This is a genomic window from Pseudomonas sp. SW-3 (assembly GCF_016615645.1).
Taxonomy (GTDB): domain Bacteria; phylum Pseudomonadota; class Gammaproteobacteria; order Pseudomonadales; family Pseudomonadaceae; genus Aquipseudomonas; species Aquipseudomonas mandelii.
The window spans coordinates 2,122,884-2,143,199 of sequence record NZ_CP067098.1 but is presented as its reverse complement, the minus strand read 5'-3'; the positions used below and the strand labels follow the sequence as shown (position 1 = coordinate 2,143,199).

At 61.2% G+C, this 20,316-nt stretch carries 14 protein-coding genes and 1 pseudogene; 8 read left to right on the top strand and 7 right to left on the bottom strand.

What is annotated here, in order from left to right:
* Positions 1-30: 30 nt before the first annotated feature.
* The 5 genes and pseudogenes from JIO00_RS09555 to JIO00_RS09535 all read right to left on the bottom strand — a co-directional run bounded on the left by JIO00_RS09555 (position 31) and on the right by JIO00_RS09535 (position 3,964).
* The gene (locus JIO00_RS09555) at positions 31-651 is read right to left on the bottom strand and encodes a response regulator transcription factor (RefSeq protein ID WP_042932214.1); all 621 of its coding nucleotides are present in this window, start codon (positions 649-651) and stop codon (positions 31-33) included.
* 142 nt (positions 652-793) lie between these two features.
* Complete coding sequence (locus JIO00_RS09550) at positions 794-1,204, bottom strand: response regulator (protein WP_200668042.1); 411 nt, start codon at positions 1,202-1,204, stop codon at positions 794-796.
* Positions 1,205-1,307: 103 nt separating this feature from the next.
* A pseudogene (locus JIO00_RS09545) lies at positions 1,308-1,643 on the bottom strand (cation transporting ATPase C-terminal domain-containing protein); the annotation flags it as partial.
* Positions 1,644-2,021: 378 nt separating this feature from the next.
* Positions 2,022-3,359 (bottom strand): lysine N(6)-hydroxylase/L-ornithine N(5)-oxygenase family protein, encoded by a 1,338-nt coding sequence (locus JIO00_RS09540; RefSeq protein WP_077748894.1) that lies wholly within the window; start codon positions 3,357-3,359, stop codon positions 2,022-2,024.
* A gap of 122 nt (positions 3,360-3,481) precedes the next feature.
* The gene (locus tag JIO00_RS09535) at positions 3,482-3,964 is read right to left on the bottom strand and encodes a sigma-70 family RNA polymerase sigma factor (RefSeq protein WP_042932216.1); all 483 of its coding nucleotides are present in this window, start codon (positions 3,962-3,964) and stop codon (positions 3,482-3,484) included.
* Positions 3,965-4,285: 321 nt separating this feature from the next.
* On the opposite strand from JIO00_RS09535, the gene JIO00_RS09530 reads away from it, so the two are divergent.
* From JIO00_RS09530 to JIO00_RS09520, 3 genes are read left to right on the top strand one after another with little or no spacing between them, the layout of a single operon-like run.
* Positions 4,286-5,458 carry an efflux RND transporter periplasmic adaptor subunit gene (locus tag JIO00_RS09530; protein ID WP_200668040.1) on the top strand — a complete coding sequence of 391 codons (1,173 nt, stop codon included), beginning with the start codon at positions 4,286-4,288 and terminating at the stop codon, positions 5,456-5,458.
* Positions 5,459-7,432 carry a MacB family efflux pump subunit gene (locus JIO00_RS09525; RefSeq protein ID WP_169857413.1) on the top strand — a complete coding sequence of 658 codons (1,974 nt, stop codon included), beginning with the start codon at positions 5,459-5,461 and terminating at the stop codon, positions 7,430-7,432.
* A gap of 7 nt (positions 7,433-7,439) precedes the next feature.
* Entirely contained in the window at positions 7,440-8,834 is a 1,395-nt protein-coding gene (locus JIO00_RS09520; protein ID WP_200668038.1) for an efflux transporter outer membrane subunit, read from the top strand.
* 105 nt (positions 8,835-8,939) lie between these two features.
* On the opposite strand, the gene pvdP is transcribed toward JIO00_RS09520, so the two are convergent.
* The gene (pvdP, locus tag JIO00_RS09515; RefSeq protein ID WP_172792495.1) at positions 8,940-10,568 is read right to left on the bottom strand and encodes a pyoverdine maturation tyrosinase PvdP; all 1,629 of its coding nucleotides are present in this window, start codon (positions 10,566-10,568) and stop codon (positions 8,940-8,942) included.
* 242 nt (positions 10,569-10,810) lie between these two features.
* On the opposite strand from pvdP, the gene pvdM reads away from it, so the two are divergent.
* From pvdM to JIO00_RS09490, 5 genes are all read left to right on the top strand, one after another.
* Positions 10,811-12,160, top strand: a complete 1,350-nt coding sequence (gene pvdM / locus JIO00_RS09510) for a pyoverdine-tailoring dipeptidase-like protein PvdM (protein ID WP_200668036.1) — start codon at positions 10,811-10,813, stop codon at positions 12,158-12,160.
* Between the two features lie 30 nt (positions 12,161-12,190).
* Positions 12,191-13,471 carry a pyoverdine-tailoring periplasmic protein PvdN gene (pvdN, locus tag JIO00_RS09505; protein WP_169857415.1) on the top strand — a complete coding sequence of 427 codons (1,281 nt, stop codon included), beginning with the start codon at positions 12,191-12,193 and terminating at the stop codon, positions 13,469-13,471.
* A gap of 73 nt (positions 13,472-13,544) precedes the next feature.
* Positions 13,545-14,423 (top strand): dihydropyoverdine dehydrogenase, encoded by an 879-nt coding sequence (pvdO, locus tag JIO00_RS09500; RefSeq protein ID WP_077748900.1) that lies wholly within the window; start codon positions 13,545-13,547, stop codon positions 14,421-14,423.
* Between the two features lie 234 nt (positions 14,424-14,657).
* On the top strand, positions 14,658-16,307 hold the full coding sequence (locus JIO00_RS09495; RefSeq protein WP_083374651.1) for a cyclic peptide export ABC transporter: 1,650 nt from the start codon (positions 14,658-14,660) through the stop codon (positions 16,305-16,307).
* A gap of 260 nt (positions 16,308-16,567) precedes the next feature.
* Positions 16,568-19,033 (top strand): TonB-dependent siderophore receptor, encoded by a 2,466-nt coding sequence (locus JIO00_RS09490; RefSeq protein WP_200668034.1) that lies wholly within the window; start codon positions 16,568-16,570, stop codon positions 19,031-19,033.
* 257 nt (positions 19,034-19,290) lie between these two features.
* On the opposite strand, the gene JIO00_RS09485 is transcribed toward JIO00_RS09490, so the two are convergent.
* A complete protein-coding gene (locus JIO00_RS09485; RefSeq protein ID WP_200668033.1) occupies positions 19,291-20,247 on the bottom strand; it encodes an alpha/beta hydrolase in 957 nt (318 codons plus the stop codon).
* Positions 20,248-20,316 lie beyond the last annotated feature (69 nt).

Genomic DNA, 20,316 nt, shown 5'->3' with positions numbered 1-20,316 from the left:
CAGCAGCCATACACGCACGGTCAGGCGCACTCAGATCAGGTTATTGCGTATGGCGAAGTCCCGTAGATGCACTGCCGCCACAACCCCCAGTTTTATGACCAAGCGCGTTTTGTAGGTGCTGACGGTTTTGTGGCTCAGGTTCATGGCTTCGGCGATCGCTTTGTTGGAAAAGCCTCGGGCAAGGTATTGCAAGATGGTCAACTCGCGGTTGGACAGTGTATCGATCAACTTTTTTTCGCTGTGTTGCAGCGGGTTCATCGGTCTGGACAGCAACTGCGAAAAGTAGGTGTAGCCCGCCATCAACGCGTGCACAGCCTTTTGCAATTGCTCCAGGCTGTTGTTTTTTGAGACATACGCCAACGCGCCGCCGCGCATGCATCGCTCCTGGAAAAACAGCGGATCGAGCGAGGTGAACACCAGCACTACGCATTTCCAGTCGCAGGCCTTGATTCGCTCCAGCAGGTCCAGGCCGTTGCCGCCGGGCATCACCAGATCCAGGATCAGCAGATCCACTTGTTGCTCACGGAGTGTGGTCAACGCTTCCCCAACGCTGGCCGCCTCATGAATCTGCTTGAAGCCTTCCCGCCCAAGTACAAGTTTCACTGCGGCGCGAACCACCGGATGATCGTCCACAATCATCGCTCTCTTCATGGCAACTCCCTGTGCAAAAACTCAACGAATGCCCGTCGGATAACGCCGGGGCAGACGCAACGGCTGCGCCAGGACTGTTGCATGGGAGAAAGGCAGAATCTACCTGTCAGAAATGACAGTACCGACGAACGGTATGCGGCAATCACCCGGCGTACCGCTGATTACGCTCCTGCGACGATGGATCAATGATCGCCAGCAACGTCTGAATACAGCGCAGATCAGGCAGCGCCGCGTGACTCACCTGAACACTGGGTTGCGGGTTGGCCGGGATTGTCGGCAACTGTGCCCGTTGGCCGTCGAAAATCAGTGCGTGGCGAACCTGCCGGTTATCGAGAAAATAGCTGAGCAAATCCAGTTCGCCTGCCGCCAGCGCGGCATTGACGACCACCAGGTCGAACGGCTCGCAACCGTACTCGACTAGGGTCAGCATTGAAGCAAGGTCCTGCACCGGCGCCACGCGGTAATAATCGAGCTGATTGAACAGCCGCTCGATCAGCATCCGGTGAAAGTGTTGCTCGTCGGCGATCAAGATGCGCAAGGCTTTATTCGGCATCGTAGCCTCATGTGTGAATAGCTGATTTTTGAAGCGGCGAGGCTACGGGAGGCGCACAGATGTTTCTGTAGGACTTTTCCTAAAAAACCGCAGTTTCCGGCCATTACTGCCATCCAAACCGCCGAATGTAGAAACCCTTCACCGCCTGAGTCAGCCCCATGTACGCCAGCAGAATCAGCGGCAGGAACACGAAATACAGCGACGGCAACGCCTGAAGTTTGAAGTAGTGCGCCAACGGCCCCATCGACAGGAATATCCCCACGGCCATGATGATCCCGGTCATGACCATCAACGGCATGGCTGCGCGGCTTTGCAGGAACGGGATTTTCGGCGTGCGGATCATGTGCACGATCAAGGTCTGAGTCAGCAGCCCGACCACGAACCAGCCGGACTGGAAGAGCGTTTGATGGACCGGGGTATTGGCGTCGAATACGTACCAGGTCCACGGCTGGCCGCGATCGGGATTTCCGCTGCTCGCTTATCGGCGAGACAACGGCAACAGGCTGCGCGTTATCTTGCCGGGAAGGTGCCGGTTATCGAAACCGGCCGACTACTGTCACTCGAACAAGTCCCCACTGAGGGTCTCCGCTATTGATGAAAACGCGCGAAGCTTACGCCCCGATTTCTGGAGAGTAAACGAAGGAACGGCGGCGGGTGGGGGAATTGCGGGGTTCTTCAGGAAGGGTTCAGCTTTCAATATTTGTGGTGTTCTTCAGGGCCCATCGCGAGCAGGCTCGCTCCCGCATCAGGCCTGCAGACACAGGTCCATTGTGGGAGCGAGCCTGCTCGCGATGACGGGTCAACAGACACCGAAGATTTAGCTGGCAGTGGCCAACAACAAATCCACCACCGACCGGCTATGCCCACGGTGCTTGCCATGGTCATACAACGAACCGGCAATCTCATCCGCGCGTATCGGCAGGATCGACAACAGCGTGTCGCTCAAACCGTGGCTCGCCTGGCAGAAGCCCTGCATATAGATGCCGGCCTTGCAGCGCTCGTCGGTGATCAGCTTGTAGTTGCGATCCACCTCGAAATCACCCAGGTATTGCTCCAGCGGCGCCAGCAGTTTGCGGTGCATCTGGCGCTCGTAACCGGTGGCCAATACCACGGCATCGTACAGACGAACCGAGACTTCACCGGTGGCATTGTTGCGCACCGCCAGCTCGATGCCGCGCTCGGTGGCGGTGGCTTTTTCGATGGTGGTCAGCGTACGGAAGGTGTGACGCGCGATACCCGAGACTTTCTGGCGATAGAAGATGCCGTAGATGCGTTCGATCAGGTCAATGTCCACCACCGAATAGTTGGTGTTGTGGTACTCGTTGACCAGACGCTCACGCTCGCTGCTCGCCTGCTGGAACACCAGGTCGGTGAACTCCGGCGAGAACACTTCGTTGACGAACGGGCTGTCATCCGCCGGCTTCAGCGCCGAGCCACGCAGGATCATGTCGACCTGCACCGACGGGAAGCTGTCGTTCAAATCGATAAAGGCTTCCGCCGCGCTCTGGCCGCCGCCGATGATTGCGATGCTCATCGGTTGATTGTTCACGCAAGGCTGTTTGGCCATCTGCGCCAGGTACTGCGAGTGGTGGAACACGCGGCCGTCATCCTTGAGCGCCTTGAACGCTTCGGGAATGCGCGGTGTACCGCCGGCACTGACCACCACCGAACGGGTGGTGCGCACGTGTTGCTGCCCTTGGGTATCGCGAGAGATCACCCGCAGCGCCTCAACCTGCTGGTTGTGCAGCACCGGCTCGATGGTCAGCACTTCTTCGCCATAGCGGCTCTGGGCTTCAAACTGGCCGGCGACCCAGCGCAGGTAGTCGTTGTACTCCATGCGGCACGGGTAGAAGGTGCCGAGGTTGATGAAGTCCACCAGACGCCCGTGATGCTTAAGGTAGTTAACGAACGAATACGGGCTGGTCGGGTTGCGCAGGGTCACCAGGTCCTTGAGGAAGGAGATCTGCAACTCGCTCTGGGTCACCAGGGTGTTGCCGTGCCAGCGATAGTCCGCCTGCTTGTCGAGAAACAGAACATCCAGCTCGCCCTGGCTCGGCCCGCGCTCTTGCAGAGCGATGGCCAGCGCCAGGTTCGAAGGGCCGAAACCGACGCCGATCAGGTCGTGAACGATGGGCGATGCAATTGCCTGTGTCATTTCCAGTGTCCTCTGGATGAACCCCTCAACAAGGGGAATAAGCCTAAGTGACCTGATGCAGGACAGCAGGTCGTCTGTTGAGTAGGAACGAGGACAATGAAAAAAAATTTAGAGAGAAGGGATCAATGGGCGTCCCACTGTCGCATCCGCACGCGGCAATGCTTCATGGCATTGACGATGTGCTTCTCCACCAGCGCGCGCGAGATACCGAGGTGCTCTGCAATTTCCGGGTGCGACAGGCCGTCGATCTTGCGCAGCAGAAAACTTTCGCGACACAGCCGCGGCAATTCCGCCAGGGCACGCTGGAGCATTTCCAGGCGCTGGCCATGATCGAGGCAGTTGTGCGGGGACGGGGTGAAGTAGCGCTCTTCGTTGTCGAGCACGTCCAGCGATTCAACCTGGCGCAAGGCATTGCGGCGATGATCGTCGATCACCAGGTTCAGCGCGGTGCGATAAAGGAAGGCCCGGGGCTGCTCGATCGGTGTGTCACTGGAACGCTCCAGCACCCGCAGATAAGCGTCATGCACCACATCTTCGGCCACCTGACGGTTGCCTAGCCTGGCGTTCAGGAAACACACCAGCTCGCGATAGTAGTTTTCCAACATGACTCCCGGCCGCACAGGGTGCGGTTTCTATCCTTGAGCCACTTCCGCGACCGCACAAATGGGCAGTGGCAAGATGGTGGCAGTTCGAGTCGCGTAATTTATAGTAATTCTCATATAGATTTAAAGTGTTGCTTTGACTTACCTGATAAATAGTCATGCGCTACACCTGTAACGGTATGTGTCCGCACCTAAATTCCCCGCGACATTCCTCGTTTACAGGACAGCTCCCCGTGTCTGTCGGCCCCCCGACAGCGTTCGCCTACCGCCGCTTTTCGTGCGCAGGATGAATGACGGGCCGATACCCATTGGCCGGAACCCTGCATGAAACGTCCCCGACAGACCCGACGCGCCCTGCTTGTAGCACTTTGTCTGATCCCCGTTATCGCCATCGCCGCCTGGCAAGTGATCCCACCGGGCCGGGATAAATTCGCCACCGTGCAAGTCAGTCGTGGCGACATTGAAAGCAGCGTCACCGCGTTGGGCACCCTGCAGCCCCGGCGTTATGTCGACGTGGGTGCGCAGGCGTCCGGGCAGATCCAGAAGATTCATGTGGAGGTCGGCGACGTCGTCAAGGAAGGCCAGCTGCTGGTGGAGATCGATCCGTCCACCCAGCAGGCCAAGCTCGACGCCGGCCGGTTCTCCATCGAGAACCTCAAGGCGCAGCTCCAGGAACAACGAGCCCAGCATGAACTGGCCCGGCAGAAATTCCAGCGCCAGCAGAACCTCAAGGCCGGCGGCGCGACCCGCGAAGAAGACGTGCAAACCGCCCAGGCCGAACTGCGTGCCACCCAGGCGCGCATCGACATGTTTCAGGCGCAGATCCGTCAGGCCCAGGCCAGCCTGCGCAGCGATCAGGCCGAACTCGGTTACACGCGGATTTACGCACCGATGGCCGGCACCGTGGTCGCCCTCGACGCCCGGGTCGGCCAGACCCTCAACGCCCAGCAGCAAACACCGTTGATTCTGCGCATCGCCAAGTTGTCGCCAATGACGGTGTGGGCCGAAGTTTCGGAAGCCGACATCGGCCACGTCAAACCCGGCATGACCGCCTGGTTCACCACCCTCAGCAGCGGCAACCGGCGTTGGAGCAGCACCGTGCGGCAGATTCTGCCGGTGCCGCCCAAGCCACTGGACCAGACTAGCCAGGGCGGCGGCAGCCCGGCCAGTTCGAGCAAAAGCGGCAGCGCGCGCGTGGTGCTGTATACGGTGTTGCTGGACGTCGATAACGCCGACAACGCGCTGATGGCGGAAATGACCACCCAGGTGTTCTTCGTTTCGGATCAGGCAAAAAACACCCTGACCGCGCCGGTCGCGGCGCTGCAGGCCGGCACTGAAGCGAATAGGCAAATTGCCCAGGTCGTCGCTGAAAACGGCAATATCCAGCAGCGCGACGTGCGCACCGGCATCAGCGATCGTCTGCGGGTACAGATCCTCGACGGTTTGCAGGAAGGCGATCACCTGCTGATCGGCACGGCCGACGGGAGTGGCGGCTGAATGCAGACGCCTCTGATCGACCTGCAGGACATCCGCAAAGCCTACGGCGGCGGCGATTCACCGCAAGTTCACGTGTTGCGCGGCATCGACCTGTCGATTCATGCCGGGGAATTCGTGGCGATTGTCGGCGCGTCCGGCTCCGGCAAATCGACGCTGATGAACATCCTCGGTTGCCTCGACCGCCCGACCTCGGGCGAATACCGGTTCGCCGGGCAAAACGTCGCCGCCCTCGACAGCGACGAGCTGGCTTGGCTGCGCCGCGAAGCCTTTGGCTTTGTGTTCCAGGGTTATCACCTGATCCCGTCCGGCTCGGCCCAGGAAAACGTCGAGATGCCGGCCATCTACGCAGGCCTGCCCGCCGCCGAACGCCATGCCCGCGCCGCCGCCCTGCTCGACCGCCTCGGCCTGGCGTCGCGCACCGGCAACCGCCCGCACCAGCTCTCCGGCGGCCAGCAACAACGGGTGTCGATTGCCCGCGCCTTGATGAACGGCGGCCACATCATCCTCGCCGACGAACCCACCGGCGCCCTCGACAGCCACAGCGGCGCCGAGGTCATGACCCTGCTCGACGAACTGGCGAGCCAGGGCCACGTGGTCATCCTCATCACCCACGACCGCGAAGTCGCGGCCCGGGCCAAGCGCATCATCGAAATCCGCGACGGGCTGATCATCAGCGACAGCGCGGTGGACAACCCTCAAGCACAAACCTCGGCCAACCCCGGTGCGCTGCAAGCGGTGGATCTGCGCAAGCGCCTGACCGAAGGCGCCGAAGCGACCGGGGCCTGGAAAGGCGAACTGATCGACGCCGTACAAGCGGCGTGGCGGGTGATGTGGATCAACCGCTTTCGCACCGCGCTGACGCTGCTCGGCATCATCATCGGCGTGGCGTCGGTGGTGGTCATGCTGGCCGTCGGCGAAGGCAGCAAACGCCAGGTCATGGCGCAAATGGGCGCCTTCGGCTCAAACATCATTTACCTCAGTGGCTCATCACCCAACCCGCGAACGCCGCGGGGTATCGTCACCCTGGATGACGTCGCGGCGGTGGGAAGCCTGCCGCAGGTGACGCGGATCATGCCGGTCAACGGCCAGGAGGCCGGGGTGCGTTTCGGCAACCTCGACCACTTGAGCTACGTCGGCGGCAACGACACCAATTTCCCGGCCATCTTCAACTGGCCGGTGGTGCAAGGCAGCTATTTCACCCAGGACGATGAACGTAACGCCGCCGCGGTGGCAGTGATTGGCCACAAGGTGCGGACCAAGTTGCTCAAGGACGTGGCCAACCCGATCGGCCAGTACATCCTGATCGAAAACGTGCCGTTCCAGGTGGTCGGCGTGCTCGCCGAAAAAGGCGCCAGCTCCGGCGACTCCGACAGCGACGACCGCATCGCCATCCCCTACTCCGCCGCCAGTGTGCGGCTGTTCGGCACGCATAATCCCGAATACGTGGCTATCGCCGCTGCCGACGCACGCAAGGTCAAGGAGACCGAAATCGCCATCGAGCAATTGATGCTGCGCCTGCACAACGGCAAGAAGGATTTCGAACTGACCAACAACGCCGCGATGATCCAGGCCGAAGCGCGCACGCAAAACACCTTGTCATTGATGCTGGGCTCGATTGCCGCCATCTCGCTGCTGGTCGGCGGCATCGGGGTGATGAACATCATGCTGATGACCGTGCGCGAGCGCACGCGGGAGATCGGTATCCGCATGGCCACCGGCGCCCGTCAGCGCGACATCCTGCGCCAGTTCCTGACGGAAGCGGTGATGCTTTCGGTGGTCGGCGGTCTCGCCGGGATTGCCCTGGCGCTGATCGTCGGCGGCGTGCTGATCCTCAGCGAAGTCGCGGTCGCGTTCTCTTTGATAGCGGTGCTCGGCGCCTTCGCCTGCGCCCTGGTCACCGGTGTTGTCTTCGGCTTCATGCCGGCCCGCAAAGCTGCCCGACTCGATCCGGTCACGGCCCTTACCAGTGAATGATCTCTCCATGAAGCCGCAACTGAGTTTACTGACCCTCTGCCTGTTGCTCGGCGCCTGCGGCACGCCCGCCCAGCGCCCGGACAGCGGCCTCCAGCCACCCGACGCCTGGCAATCGCCGCACACGCAAGACGCCACCCGCAACAACCTGCAATGGTGGACGCGGTTTGGCAGCCCACAGCTGGATCAACTGATCGAACAGGCGCGGGTCGGCAGTTACGACCTGGCCGCGGCCATCGCGCGGGTGCGCCAGGCGCAGGCCGAGACGGTGGTTGCCGGTGGCTCGCTGCTGCCGGAGGTCAAGGCTGGCCTCAACGCCAATCGGCAAAAACTGCTGCGCGGCAACGGTTACAGCCAGCTCGACGCCGACAGCGAAAACAAGGCCGTCGATTACTTCAACGCGAGCCTCAGCGCCACTTACGAAATCGATTTCTGGGGTGGTCAACGGGCCTCCCGTGACAGCGCGCAATTCGCTTTGCAGGCCAGCGAGTTTGATCAGGCCACCGTGGAATTGACGCTGCTCAGCGGCGTCGCCAACACCTACGCGCAGGCCTTGTCGCTGCGCGAGCAAAGCCGCATCGCCGAGCTGAACCTGGCCAACGCGCAGAACGTATTGAAACTGGTGCAGACGCGATTCGATTCAGGGTCCGCAACGGCACTTGAGCTGGCGCAGCAGAAGAGCCTGGTGGCCGCGCAACAACGGCAGTTGCCGCTGGTGCAGCAACAGGCTCAAGACGCGCTGATCGGTCTGGCCGCCCTGCTCGGCCGGCCGGTTCAGCAACTGGCGCTGGGGCAGGAGCGCTTTGATCAGCTGTCATGGCCGACCATAGCGGCCGGCGCCCCCAGCGAACTGCTCACCCGCCGCCCGGACATCGCCCGCGCCGAAGCGCAACTGGCCGCCGCGCAAGCCGACGTCACCGTCGCCCGCGCGGCGATGCTGCCGAAGGTGACGTTGAGTGCCGAACTGGGGTCGGGGGCGAACCGGGCGGCAGATATTCTGCGCAGTCCTTTCTACAACCTCACTGCCGGATTGCTTGCGCCGATCTTCAACAATGGTCGCTTGGGCGCCGAGCGCGACAAAGCCACGGCCCGCCAGGAAGAACTGCTGGAAACCTATCGCGGGGCGATCATCAACGGCTTCGCCGACGTGGAAAAAGCCCTCAACAGCATTCGCGGGCTGGATGCACAGCGACAGTGGCAAAGCGAGGAACTGAGCCAGGCGCAGACCGCCTTCAATATCGCGCAAAGCCGTTATCAGGCCGGAGCCGAGGATTTGCTGACCGTGCTGGAGACCCAGCGCACGCTGTATGCGGCGCAGGATCTGAATGTGCAGCTGCGGTTGTCGCGGTTGCAGGCGAGTATTGCGCTGTACAAGGCGTTGGGTGGCGGGTGGCAGGTTCTGTGATTTGAGATGCCAGTGAGGGCCGCTTCGCGGGCAAGCCTCGCTCCTACATGATGCCCTTGTAGGAGCGAGGCTTGCCCGCGAAGAACGATAACCCGGTCTATCGGTTTAGCTGGTAATCGGCCTGGCCTTCAAATGCCGCGCATACCAAGGCCGCTGCGGCACTTTGCGGAACAGGTCCGCCAGCTTTTTATCGTCTTCACCAAAGGTGATGCGCAACGCCAGTTTCATGGTTTCCGGGTCCATCTCGACTGACTTGCCCACCTGCAACCCCGGCGTCGTGCTGCAACCATGGGTGCTCGGCCCCAGCCACGGATCAGCCACCTCGACCCAGCGCCCCGGCGCAAACCACGCCACACCGTTGACCTCCAGCCGACTCACCTCCCCCGGATGAAAACGCTCGTGGGCGCGAAACCAGTCTTCCAGGCGATCGTCGATCCAGCCGTGAAAATGCCAGAACACCGGGTTCACGTGGGATGAAAACGGGTCGCCAAGGAAGTCGTTTTCCGGCGCATACCAGCGCGCGGAAAAGTCCGCCGGATCCCGCGCGAACGGCACCGGCTGGCCATTGGACGGATCACGCGGCACCGACGCCCAGCGCATGTGCAGCCAGTCGTGCAGCCCCAGCTCGACCTCTGAACCGAACTGCCCAAGGGTGAGTTTCGACAGATAACGCGGATCCCGATAGCGCGACTCCCAGACCTGGAAGTTGCTGTGATACGTCTCAGCGGTCTTGATGTCGCTGACCCATTGCGAATATTCGGCATCGTCGTCGGCCTGCCAGGTCGGTGGCAACGCGGTGCCGTCATGGTTGTCGCAGTAATTGGCGAAACCGATGCGATCCCGGGCCAGTTCCGGCTGCGGCAGTGGAAAATGCTGCCATGACGGCAAATCCTGCATCGAACGCGCCGTGCCCAGCATGTGCCGGTGCATGAAGAAAAAGTCCACGCCTGAACCGTTGCGATCCTTTCGCGCGCCACGGGCATCACGCTCCTTGTCCCGCGGGCCGGGCTGCCAGCCGATACCGCGCAGGGCGTTGCGCTTGTCTTCGGAGAGGGTGTGCCACTTGTCCCGGGAGGCATGCCAGAGCTGGTGAAACAGCCGATGTTCGGCGGACACCAGCCACGCCAGCAGCGGCGCGTTGAGACCGGTTCGCTCGCGAGCTTCGGGAAACACCCGCTTGACCGCGATGAAGCGATTGTCTTGCGCGGTCATCATCAACGGGCGATCGAGGTTCAACACCCGGCCACTGAGGGTGCCGCTGCCGGCGTTGCCGAAACCGGCCCAGACTTCGTCCAGCGACATGCTGAATTCGTAATCTGGCGTGCCACTGGCGGCGGTGGCACTGACCAGCCGCCAGCTCAGCTCGGCCGGTTTGGCTTCTGCCAGATCGCCCAGCACCCGGTAGCGCGGCTCATCGCTGGAGCGTAAACGCTGGGCGGTGTCGAGGAATCCGATCAGGCCGCGACCTTTGTGGCCGACGTCGAGAAACACTTCCAGCCCGTCCCGTGGCAAGCCTTCGATACCGGCGTCACGCCCTTCGAAACGAATCTGCCAGACGCCACGCAAGGTGTTCGCCAACTGCTGGCCGGCGACATCCGCCACATCGAATGAAGCTTCGCCGGGGGTGATCGTCGGATCCGGTTTCGTCCATTCGCGATGCCCATAAAAAGCCGCAGGCACGGCGGCGCCGGTGAGCGCCAGGCCTGCCATGAACCATCGTCGAGAAATCGTCATTGCCCTACCTGTGTCAGCCATGAAGCAGGCTTTATCCAAGCTAGAACGTTTGTTGCCTGCAAAAATTTAAAAGCTTCGCGGGCGAGCCTCGCTCCTTCAGGTCCGGCATTAACCCGTAGGAGCGAGGCTTGCCCGCGAAGAGGCCATCAGTCCCACTAAATTTCCAACCGGACCACTCGTTCTTCCCAGATAGCAAAGTCCCCTGCGCCCGCACCGGGGCGACGAACCTGACTGAGATGGCAATGACAAAACCACGTTCGAAAAAGGCTCTCTACATCGGCCTGCCGCTGGCCCTGGCGATCAGTGCCGGGGCAGGCTATGCGGCCTGGGATTACTGGTTCAAGGACAATCCAGGCTACCCGGCCAAGGTGATGAAACAAGCCGATGAGTTGCAAGAGCGCATCCTCTCGTTCGACAGCCACGTCACCGTACCGCTGGACTTCGGCACCGCCGGCAATGAAGCGGACAAGGACGGCACCGGGCAATTCGACCTGGTCAAGACCGGCCGCGGTCGCTTGTCCGGCGCGGCCCTGACGATTTTCGGCTGGCCGGAAATCTGGAACGGCGCCAACGCCCCGCATCGCCCCACCGCCGGCTTCGTCGACGAAGCCCGGTTCGAGCAGGAAACCCGCTACAAAATCATCAGCACGATGGTTCGCGACTTCCCCAACCAGGTTGCCATTGCCTACACCCCGGACGATTTCCGTCGCCTGCACGGCGAAGGCAAGTTCGCGATCTTCATGAGCATGCTCAACGCCTACCCGCTGGGCAACGACCTGACCGCGCTGGACACCTGGGCCGCTCGTGGCATGCGCATGTTCGGTTTCAGTTACGTGGGTAACAACGCCTGGGCGGATTCGTCCCGACCGCTGCCGTTCTTCAATGATTCGCGCGACGCCCTTGGGGGCCTGTCGGAGATCGGCAAACAAGCGGTGCATCGTCTCAACGATCTGGGCGTGATCATCGACGTGTCGCAGATGTCGACCAAAGCCCTGGAGCAAGTCGCCCAGTTGAGCCGCACGCCGATGGTCGCCTCGCATTCGGCACCGCGCGCCCTGGTGGACATCCCGCGCAACCTCAGCGACCAGGAAATGCAGCTGATCAAGAACAGCGGCGGCGTGGTGCAGATTGTCGGCTTCCCGACCTACATCCGTCCGCTGAGCCAGGCCACCCAAGACAAACTCAACGCCCTGCGCGCACGCTTCGACCTGCAACCGCTGCAAGGCCTGGAGATGGCGCTGATGCCGGGCGACCCGGTGATCACCGTCTGGTCCGAACAACGTTTCGGCGAGTACGCCAGCCAGCTCTACGCCATCGTCGACGAAGAACCGAAAGCCACCCTCAAGGACTACGGCGACGCGATTGATTACGCGGTGAAAAAAATCGGTATCGACCACGTCGGCATCAGTTCCGATTTCAACGACGGCGGCGGTCTGGAGGGCTGGAAGGATGTCAGCGAAACTCGCAACGTGACGGCCGAGCTGATCAGTCGCGGCTACAGCGAGGCCGATATCGCCAAGCTTTGGGGCGGGAATTTTCTGCGGGTCTGGGACCAGGTGCAGAAGTCGTCCAGACCGGTGGCAAAAAACTGATGTCCTCTTTTGCAAAAGCGAACCGAGCTCATGACTAACCGCCGTTCATTCCTCAAGCAGGCCGGTATTCTCGCGGCTGGCCTGCCCCTGAGTGCTGCCGTGAATCTACCGGCACTGGCTGCCAATCCACCGCCGCTGTCCAAGGACAAATGGGCGCAATTGCGTTCGTTGTTCGACCAGGATCCGGACTACCTGCACTTCGCCAATTTCCTGGTGACGTCCCACCCACGTCCGGTGCGTGAGGCGATTGAACGCCACCGCGCCAACCTCGACCGCAACCCGGGGCTGGCAATGGATTGGGACCTGGGCGAAACCGAAAAACGCGAGCACGCGGTGCGCGTCTGGGCCGGTCATTACCTCAAGGCCAAGCCTGAGCAAATCGCACTGACCGGCAGCACCACAGAAGGTCTGTCGCTGATCTACGGCGGCATCCATGTGCGCCCGGATCAGGAAATCCTCACCAGCGAGCACGAACACTACGCCACCAATTACGCTCTGGGCTATCGCCAGCAAAAGGACGGGGTCAAGGTGCGCAAGCTCAAGCTGTTCGAGAACAGCCAAACCGTGTCGGCGGATGAGGTGCTGGATTCGATCGCCAAAGGCATTCGCCCTGAGACCCGCGTGCTGGGAATGACCTGGGTGCAGTCCGGCAGCGGCGTGAAGCTGCCGATTGGTGAGATCGGCAAGCTGGTGGCGGAACGCAATCGCAATCGTGAGGAAAAGGACCGCATCCTGTATGTGGTCGATGGCGTGCACGGTTTCGGCGTCGAAGAGCTCGACTTCCCAGACATGCACTGCGACTTTTTCATCGCCGGCACCCACAAATGGATGTTCGGCCCGCGCGGCACCGGGATCATCTGCGCCCGTTCAGCGGAGCTCAAGGATGTGACGCCGACGATTCCGACCTTCTCCGAAGCGACCACGTTCTCGACCATCATGACCCCCGGCGGTTATCACAGCTTCGAACATCGCTGGGCCCTGGACGAGGCGTTCAAGCTGCACCTGGAATTGGGCAAGGCCGAGGTCCAGGCGCGCATTCACGCCCTCAATACCTATGCGAAAAACCGGCTGTTGGAACACCCGCAGATTGAATTGGTCACGCCCAGGAGCCCGGACCTGTCGGCCGGGTTCACCTTCTTCCGGGTCAAGGACCGCGACTGCGAAAAAATCGCAGTCCAGTTGATGAAAAACCGCGTGGTTTGCGACTCGGTGGACCGCGACGTCGGCCCGGTGATCCGAATCGCGCCCGGCCTGCTCAACACCGAAAACCATATCGACCGCGTCATGGCCTTGCTGAGCAAAACCGTCTGATGCGGCCCCTTGTGGCGAGGGAGCTTGCTCCCTCGCCACAGAGACGCCAGTTTTCTTTGAATCGAGACGACAAATGAACCGAGATCTATTAACCGTGCCTCTCAAGGCCCTCGCCTTGTCCGCCCTCCTCGCCGGTCTGCTGCCAACCACCGCCCAGGCGGCCACCACCCCGCAACCCGGCAAAGTATTCAAGGACTGCCGCGATTGCCCGGAAATGGTCGTGCTGCCCGCCGGTACGTTCACCATGGGTACGCCGGACGATGAAGTCGGTCGCGAGCCCGACGAAAGCCCGATGCACGAGGTGACCTTCGCCAAACCCTTCGCCATGAGCCGCTTCCAGGTCACCGCCGGTGAATGGGACAGCTACGTGCGCGAGAGTGGCGTGACCATCGCAAATGGCGATACCCGACCGGGTCGCGAGTGCGTCGCCAGCAAACCGCGTTACCCGCAAGGCCCGCGTCAGCCGGCGGTGTGCATGAATTTCGATGACGTGAAGAACTACGTTGCCTGGCTCTCGAAGAAGACCGGGCAGAAGTACCACATGGTCAGCGAAGCTCAACGCGAATACGCCGCGCGCGGCGGCACCAAGGGTCCGTTCCCCTTCCCGTTCGATGAAGGCAAGGAATACAGCATCAGCCAACACGCCAACACCTACGGCCCGGCGGACGGTTACAGCTACAGCTCGCCGGTCGGCAGCTATGCACCGAATGCGTTCGGCCTGTACGACATGCACGGCAATGTCTACGAATGGGTCGAAGACTGCGAACACCCCAACTACGTCGGCGCGCCCACCGATGGCAGTGCGTGGGTAGAACCCAACTGCGAAGCGGTGCGCATTCGCGGCAACGACTGGGGTGAAGCGCCAGTGTTCTCCCGCTCCGGCAACCGCAACAGCCAGTACCCGCAAGAGCGTGGCGACTGGATAGGTTTCCGTATCGTGCGTGATCTCTAAACCATAATCCCGATCCTGTGGGAGCGAGCCTGCTCGCGAAGGCTGTTTAACAGTCGACATGGATGTCGGCTGACTCACCGCTTTCGCGAGCAGGCTCGCTCCCACAAGGTTTAGTGTGGTGTCAGTTATTTTCGCTATGCCCGGCAAACGCCGCCAGTCGGCGCCCCTGTAAATTAACCCTTCGATCAGACGTTCTACTGGGTATCTGCCTTTATACCCAAGGAACTGTCTTCCATGACCCAGCCTCCCCGTGGCGCCATCGGCGAGTTGTTCGCCCTGTTGAAACCGTTTCGACTCATCGTCGCCGCGTCCATTTTCCTGGGCATGGTCGGCGGCTTGAGTGTCACGGTACTGCTGGCGACCATCAATAACGCCCTGCATTCGGACACCGGCCTGACCCAAGGCGTAGTCGCCTTGTTTGCCGGCCTGTGCCTGCTGGCGCTGTTGAGCTCGATCTGCTCGGACATCGGCACCAACTACGTCGGCCAGCACATCATTGCCAGGCTGCGCAAACAGCTCGGTGAAAAAGTCCTGTCGGCACCCATCGAGCAGATCGAACGCTATCGCAGCCACCGCTTGATTCCGGTCCTGACCCACGACGTCGATACCATCAGCGACTTCGCCTTCGCCTTCGCCCCCCTGGCGATTTCCCTCACCGTGACCCTCGGTTGCATGGGTTACCTGGCCATCCTGTCGTGGCCGATGTTCCTGATCATGGTCGCCGCGATCCTGATCGGCACCGCGATCCAGGCTTATGCCCAGAGCAAGGGTGTGCAGGGTTTCATGGCCGCCCGTGACGCTGAAGACGAGCTGCAAAAGCACTACAACGCGATTGCCGATGGCGCCAAGGAACTACGAATCCACCGTCCGCGTCGCCAACGCATGTTCGTGTCGGGGATCAAGGCGACAGCCGATTTCATCTGCAAGACCCAGGTGCGCTCGGTCAATACCTTCGTGATCGCCAAGACCTTCGGCTCAATGCTGTTCTTCGTGGTCATCGGCCTGGTGCTGGCGCTGCAATCCTTCTGGCCAAGCGCCGACAAGACCGTGATGAGCGGCTTCGTGCTGGTGCTGTTGTATATGAAAGGCCCGCTGGAGCATTTGATCAGCACGTTGCCGATTGTCAGCCGTGCGCAGATCGCCTTCCGCCGGATCGCCGAGTTGTCCGAGCAGTTTTCCACCCCTGAGCCGCACTTGCTGCTCAGCGATCAGGGCAACGTCAAGCAAGCCGTGCACGAACTGAAACTGGCCGATGTGCGTTTCGCCTTCCCGGCTGTCGAAGGCGCTGCACCCTTCCAGTTGGGCCCGGTCAACCTGACGATCAAGCAAGGCGACATCACGTTTATTGTCGGTGAGAACGGTTGCGGCAAGACCACGCTGATCAAGTTACTGCTGGGTTTGTACACGCCGCAACAGGGCGAGATCCGGGTCAACGGCGAGGCGATTGATGCGCAAAATCGTGATGACTATCGCCAGTTGTTCACCACGATCTTCGCTGATTATTACCTGTTCGATGACGTGGTCCAGGGCGACACGCACATCCCCGAAGACGCCAACAAATACCTGCAACGCCTGGAAATCGCGCACAAGGTCAGCGTCAAGGACGGCAATTTCACCACCACCGACCTTTCCACCGGCCAGCGCAAGCGCCTGGCGCTGGTCAATGCCTGGCTCGAAGAACGCCCGGTGCTGGTGTTCGATGAATGGGCGGCCGACCAGGACCCGACCTTCCGCCGGATTTTCTACACCGAGCTGCTGCCGGACCTCAAGCGCCTGGGCAAAACCATCATCGTGATCTCCCACGATGACCGTTACTTCGACGTGGCCGACCAGTTGGTGCGCATGGAGAGCGGTCGGGTCGTCACCGAGCTGGCACCGGCCTGACCCTGCGGGAGCGAGCCTGCTCGCGATAGCGGTGGATCAGTCACCTTCAATGGTGAATGAAATACCCCCATCGCGAGCAGGCTCGCCCCCACCGTTGTTTCTCTTAACGGGCCGACATTTGGGCGAACCCCTCGCCACGGTTTCTTCTTTCTGAAAATTAATTGACGTCTTTCTTTCCGGTTTTTGCTTCGCGCCGCGTCTAATAATCATTCTTATTAACAAAAACTCTGCACCTCACTTTTCAGGAGCTCAGGTAAGTAATGCGACCTCTACCACGCCGCACACCTCTCGCGCTGGCCGTACAGCGCCCGACATTGCATCGCACCCTGTTTACCAGCGTGCTGCTGACCGCCACCTTGCTGGGGAGCTCGATGGCCAATGCTGCACCTGTAAAAGTGAACATTGCCGTCCAGCCGCTTTCCAACGCGCTGACCGAGCTGGGCATGCAAACCAACCTGCAGATCCTCTACAGCCCGGATCAGGTGGCGGGTATCAAGTCCCGTGCAGTGTCAGGTTCGCTGGAGCCGTCCGAAGCCCTGAGTGCCCTGCTCAAAGGCACCGGCATTTCGTTCCAGATCAACGGCAACAGCGTCACGCTGGTCTCCGGCGGCGGGTCGGGCCTGCAACTGGGCGCGACCACGATTTCCGGCCAGGCCCCGGGCCTGACCACTGAAGACACCGGTTCCTATACCACCGGCGCCACCACCACCGCGACCAAGCTGCCGCTGACCCTTCGCGAAACACCGCAATCGGTGACCGTGGTGACGCGCCAGCAGATGGACGATCGCGGCGTCACCAGCGTTGCCGACGCCTTGCGCAACACCCCCGGCATCACGTCGCAGAAGTACGACAGTGACCGTACCGAGTTTTCCGCCCGTGGCCAGGCCATCACCAACTTCCAGTACGATGGCGTCAACACCATCTACGACGGTGTGTACGGTGAAAATCCGAACAACAGCGACGACTCGGCCAGCCTCGACCACATCGAAGTCATCAAAGGCGCTACCGGCCTGATGACCGGCACCGGCGATCCGTCCGCCACGGTCAACCTGATCCGCAAGAAGCCGACCAAGGAATTCAAGGCCTCGGTCAGCGCCACCGCCGGCCGCTGGGACAAGTACCGTGCTGAAGGTGATATTTCCGGTTCGCTGACTGATTCCGGCAACGTCCGCGGTCGCTTCGTCACCACATACCAGGACGCCAACTCCTACCTGGATCACTACAGCCAGAAGAAAGACCTGTTTTACGGCGTACTCGAAGCCGACCTGACCGACGACACCCTGCTGACCTTCGGCATCGACAAATCCAGCGCCACCCCGCGCGGTTCGTCGTGGACCGGTAACCCGACATATTTCGCCGATGGCGGCCGTACCGAGTTCCCGCGTCACTTCAACCCGGCGGCCGACTGGAGCCGTCGTGATTTCGACAGCACCACCTACTTTGCATCGCTGGAGCAAGCGCTGGCCAATGACTGGAAACTCAAAGTCAGCCTGGACCAGAAAACCACCGATCATGACACCCAACTGGCCTCGGCCAGCGGCGGCAACCCGGACCGCGCCACCGGTGAAGGCATGTTCCTTTACTGGGGTCGCTGGGAAGGTCATCGCGTGCAGAACACCGCTGACGTGAACGTCTCCGGCCCCTTCAGCCTGGGCGGTCGCGAGCACGAACTGGTCGCTGGTGTCATGGCGTCCCACTCGCGCCAGACCGGTTCGACTTACGACACCAGTGCGTTCTCCCAAGTGCCCGGCAGCATCTATGACTGGAACGGCGAACTGCCGAAACAGGAATTCCCGAAAAACGGCAAATACGAACGCACCCAGAGCCAGAACGGCGTTTACCTGGCCACGCGCCTGCGCCCGACCGATGACCTGTCGTTCATCCTCGGCACCCGCCTGAGCACCTTCAAGTACAACGAAGACTACAACTACAACCCGGGCGCCAACCAGACCGACACCCACGCCAGCTACAAGGAACACGGCGTCGTCACCCCGTATGCCGGTGTGGTTTACGACCTCAACGACACGTACTCCGCGTACGCCAGCTACACCAATATCTACCAGCCGCAAATCTACAAGGACGCCAACGGCTCGACCCTGCAGCCGGTTGAAGGCAACGCCTACGAGACCGGTCTGAAAGCGGCCTACTTCGAAGGCAAGCTGAACGCCAGCCTGGCCTTCTTCCGCATCGAACAGGACAACGTCGCTGAATCGATCGGCACCAACCCGGTCACCAACGAAGGTATCTACAAAGCCATCGACGGCGCGACCACCAAGGGTGTGGAGCTGGAAATGGCCGGTGAACTGGCCGAGGGCTGGAACCTGTCCGCGGGCTACACCTACGCCCGGACCCGTGACCAGGACGAGCAACGGATCTTCGGCTACCCGCTGTCCACCACCCGTCCTGAACACGTCGTTCGTACCTTCACCACCTACCGTCTGCCGGGCGTGATGAACCAGTTCACCGTCGGTGGCGGCGTGAGCTGGCAGAGCGCGTTCTACGGCAAGATCTACAGCGCCAGCGCGGGCGACTACACCCAGATCAAGCAAGGTGGCTACACCCTCGTGGACCTGATGACCCGTTACCAGTACGACGACCATCTGAGCTTCACCGTCAATGCCAACAACGTCTTCGACAAGAACTACCTGACGGGCCTGGGCAACTTCGACACCACGTTCTACGGCGAGCCGCGTAACGTGCAGGTCACCGCGAAGTATGATTTCTGAGTCGTGAGCTGAAATGAAAAATGCCCGTGTCGTCAGATGCGGGCATTTTTTTGGCCAGGGATTTTGTGGTGAATGGGAGTCCGCCTTCGCGGGCAAGCCTCGCTCCTACAGGTTGGCACCATGCCACAACTCGACGCCAATCTGTAGGAGCGAGGCTTGCCCGCGAAGGCAATTGTCGCCCCACCAGAAATCCCCTGGACCGGACACAAAAAAACCGCCACCCCTGATCCAGGCATGGCGGTTTTTTTCATGGCAATTCAGATCCGCGAACGCACCCACCCCGCCACTTCCGAGTGAATCCCTTCCACTTCCCCCAGCAACCCCGCCATGCGCATGAAGTCATGGGTCATCCCCGGCTGTTCCAGCAATGTCACTTCATTCCCCGCCGCACGCAACCGCTCGGCATACGCCAGCCCTTCATCATGCAGCGGATCGTGCCCGGCCAAGTACACCAGCGTCGGTGCCAAGCCTGATAAATCCGCCGCCAGCAACGGCGAGCAACGCCAATCCGCCAGGTCGTCCGGCGTGCGCCCGTAATGCGCGTAGAACCAGTCCAGCGTCGGCGTCTCCAGCAAATAGCCCTCGGCAAAATCCCGGTGCGAGGCGCGTTTCGTCGTCGCATCCGTCACCGGATACAGCAACACCTGGGCCTTGGGTTTCAACGCCAGTTCCTCTGGTTCACGCACTGCCATGATCGACAACACCGTGGCCAATGTTGCACCCACGCTGTCACCGACCAGCGCCACCCGGTTCGCATCCAGCCCACGCGCAGCGCCCTCGCGCACCAGCCAGTTGCCCGCATCGCAAGCGTCCTGCACCGGCGTCGGGAAACGCCATTGCGGCGCCAGTCGGTAATCCACGGTCAACAACGCAAACCCGCCTTGCGAGGCCAGTCGCCGGCACAGCGCATCATGGGAATCGAGGCTGCCGACCACATAGCCGCCACCATGAAAATACAGCAACACCGGCTGCAAGCCGTCGACCGCTTGCCCATCGCGATACACCCTTGCCGACAGACTGTGGCCATCCCGCGCGGCAATGGTGAAGTCCTCGCAGGCCACGCTGTCCAGCGGCACATCGAGAAACCCCGAGGAGGCTTCAAAATCGATCCGTGCCTGTTGCGGAGTCTGTTCATGCATCGCGCGACTTTTACCGGTCATCCGGCCCAACTCGGCGAGTTCGAGAAATGCTTCAAGTTCTGGCAATACGGCCATGGGACGAATCCTTTAAATAAACAAGTACAAAAATGCGAGAAAAACCGTGATCTGTAGGAGCGAGGCTTG

Bases quoted from the DNA above. Each gene is read 5' to 3' on its own strand.
- JIO00_RS09555 (WP_042932214.1), bottom strand. From the start codon at position 651: ATGAAGAGAGCGATGATTGTGGACGATCATCCGGTGGTTCGCGCCGCA.
- JIO00_RS09550 (WP_200668042.1), bottom strand. From the start codon at position 1,204: ATGCCGAATAAAGCCTTGCGCATCTTGATCGCCGACGAGCAACACTTT.
- JIO00_RS09540 (WP_077748894.1), bottom strand. From the start codon at position 3,359: ATGACACAGGCAATTGCATCGCCCATCGTTCACGACCTGATCGGCGTC.
- JIO00_RS09535 (WP_042932216.1), bottom strand. From the start codon at position 3,964: ATGTTGGAAAACTACTATCGCGAGCTGGTGTGTTTCCTGAACGCCAGG.
- JIO00_RS09530 (WP_200668040.1), top strand. From the start codon at position 4,286: ATGAAACGTCCCCGACAGACCCGACGCGCCCTGCTTGTAGCACTTTGT.
- JIO00_RS09525 (WP_169857413.1), top strand. From the start codon at position 5,459: ATGCAGACGCCTCTGATCGACCTGCAGGACATCCGCAAAGCCTACGGC.
- JIO00_RS09520 (WP_200668038.1), top strand. From the start codon at position 7,440: ATGAAGCCGCAACTGAGTTTACTGACCCTCTGCCTGTTGCTCGGCGCC.
- pvdP (WP_172792495.1), bottom strand. From the start codon at position 10,568: ATGACGATTTCTCGACGATGGTTCATGGCAGGCCTGGCGCTCACCGGC.
- pvdM (WP_200668036.1), top strand. From the start codon at position 10,811: ATGACAAAACCACGTTCGAAAAAGGCTCTCTACATCGGCCTGCCGCTG.
- pvdN (WP_169857415.1), top strand. From the start codon at position 12,191: ATGACTAACCGCCGTTCATTCCTCAAGCAGGCCGGTATTCTCGCGGCT.
- pvdO (WP_077748900.1), top strand. From the start codon at position 13,545: ATGAACCGAGATCTATTAACCGTGCCTCTCAAGGCCCTCGCCTTGTCC.
- JIO00_RS09495 (WP_083374651.1), top strand. From the start codon at position 14,658: ATGACCCAGCCTCCCCGTGGCGCCATCGGCGAGTTGTTCGCCCTGTTG.
- JIO00_RS09490 (WP_200668034.1), top strand. From the start codon at position 16,568: ATGCGACCTCTACCACGCCGCACACCTCTCGCGCTGGCCGTACAGCGC.
- JIO00_RS09485 (WP_200668033.1), bottom strand. From the start codon at position 20,247: ATGGCCGTATTGCCAGAACTTGAAGCATTTCTCGAACTCGCCGAGTTG.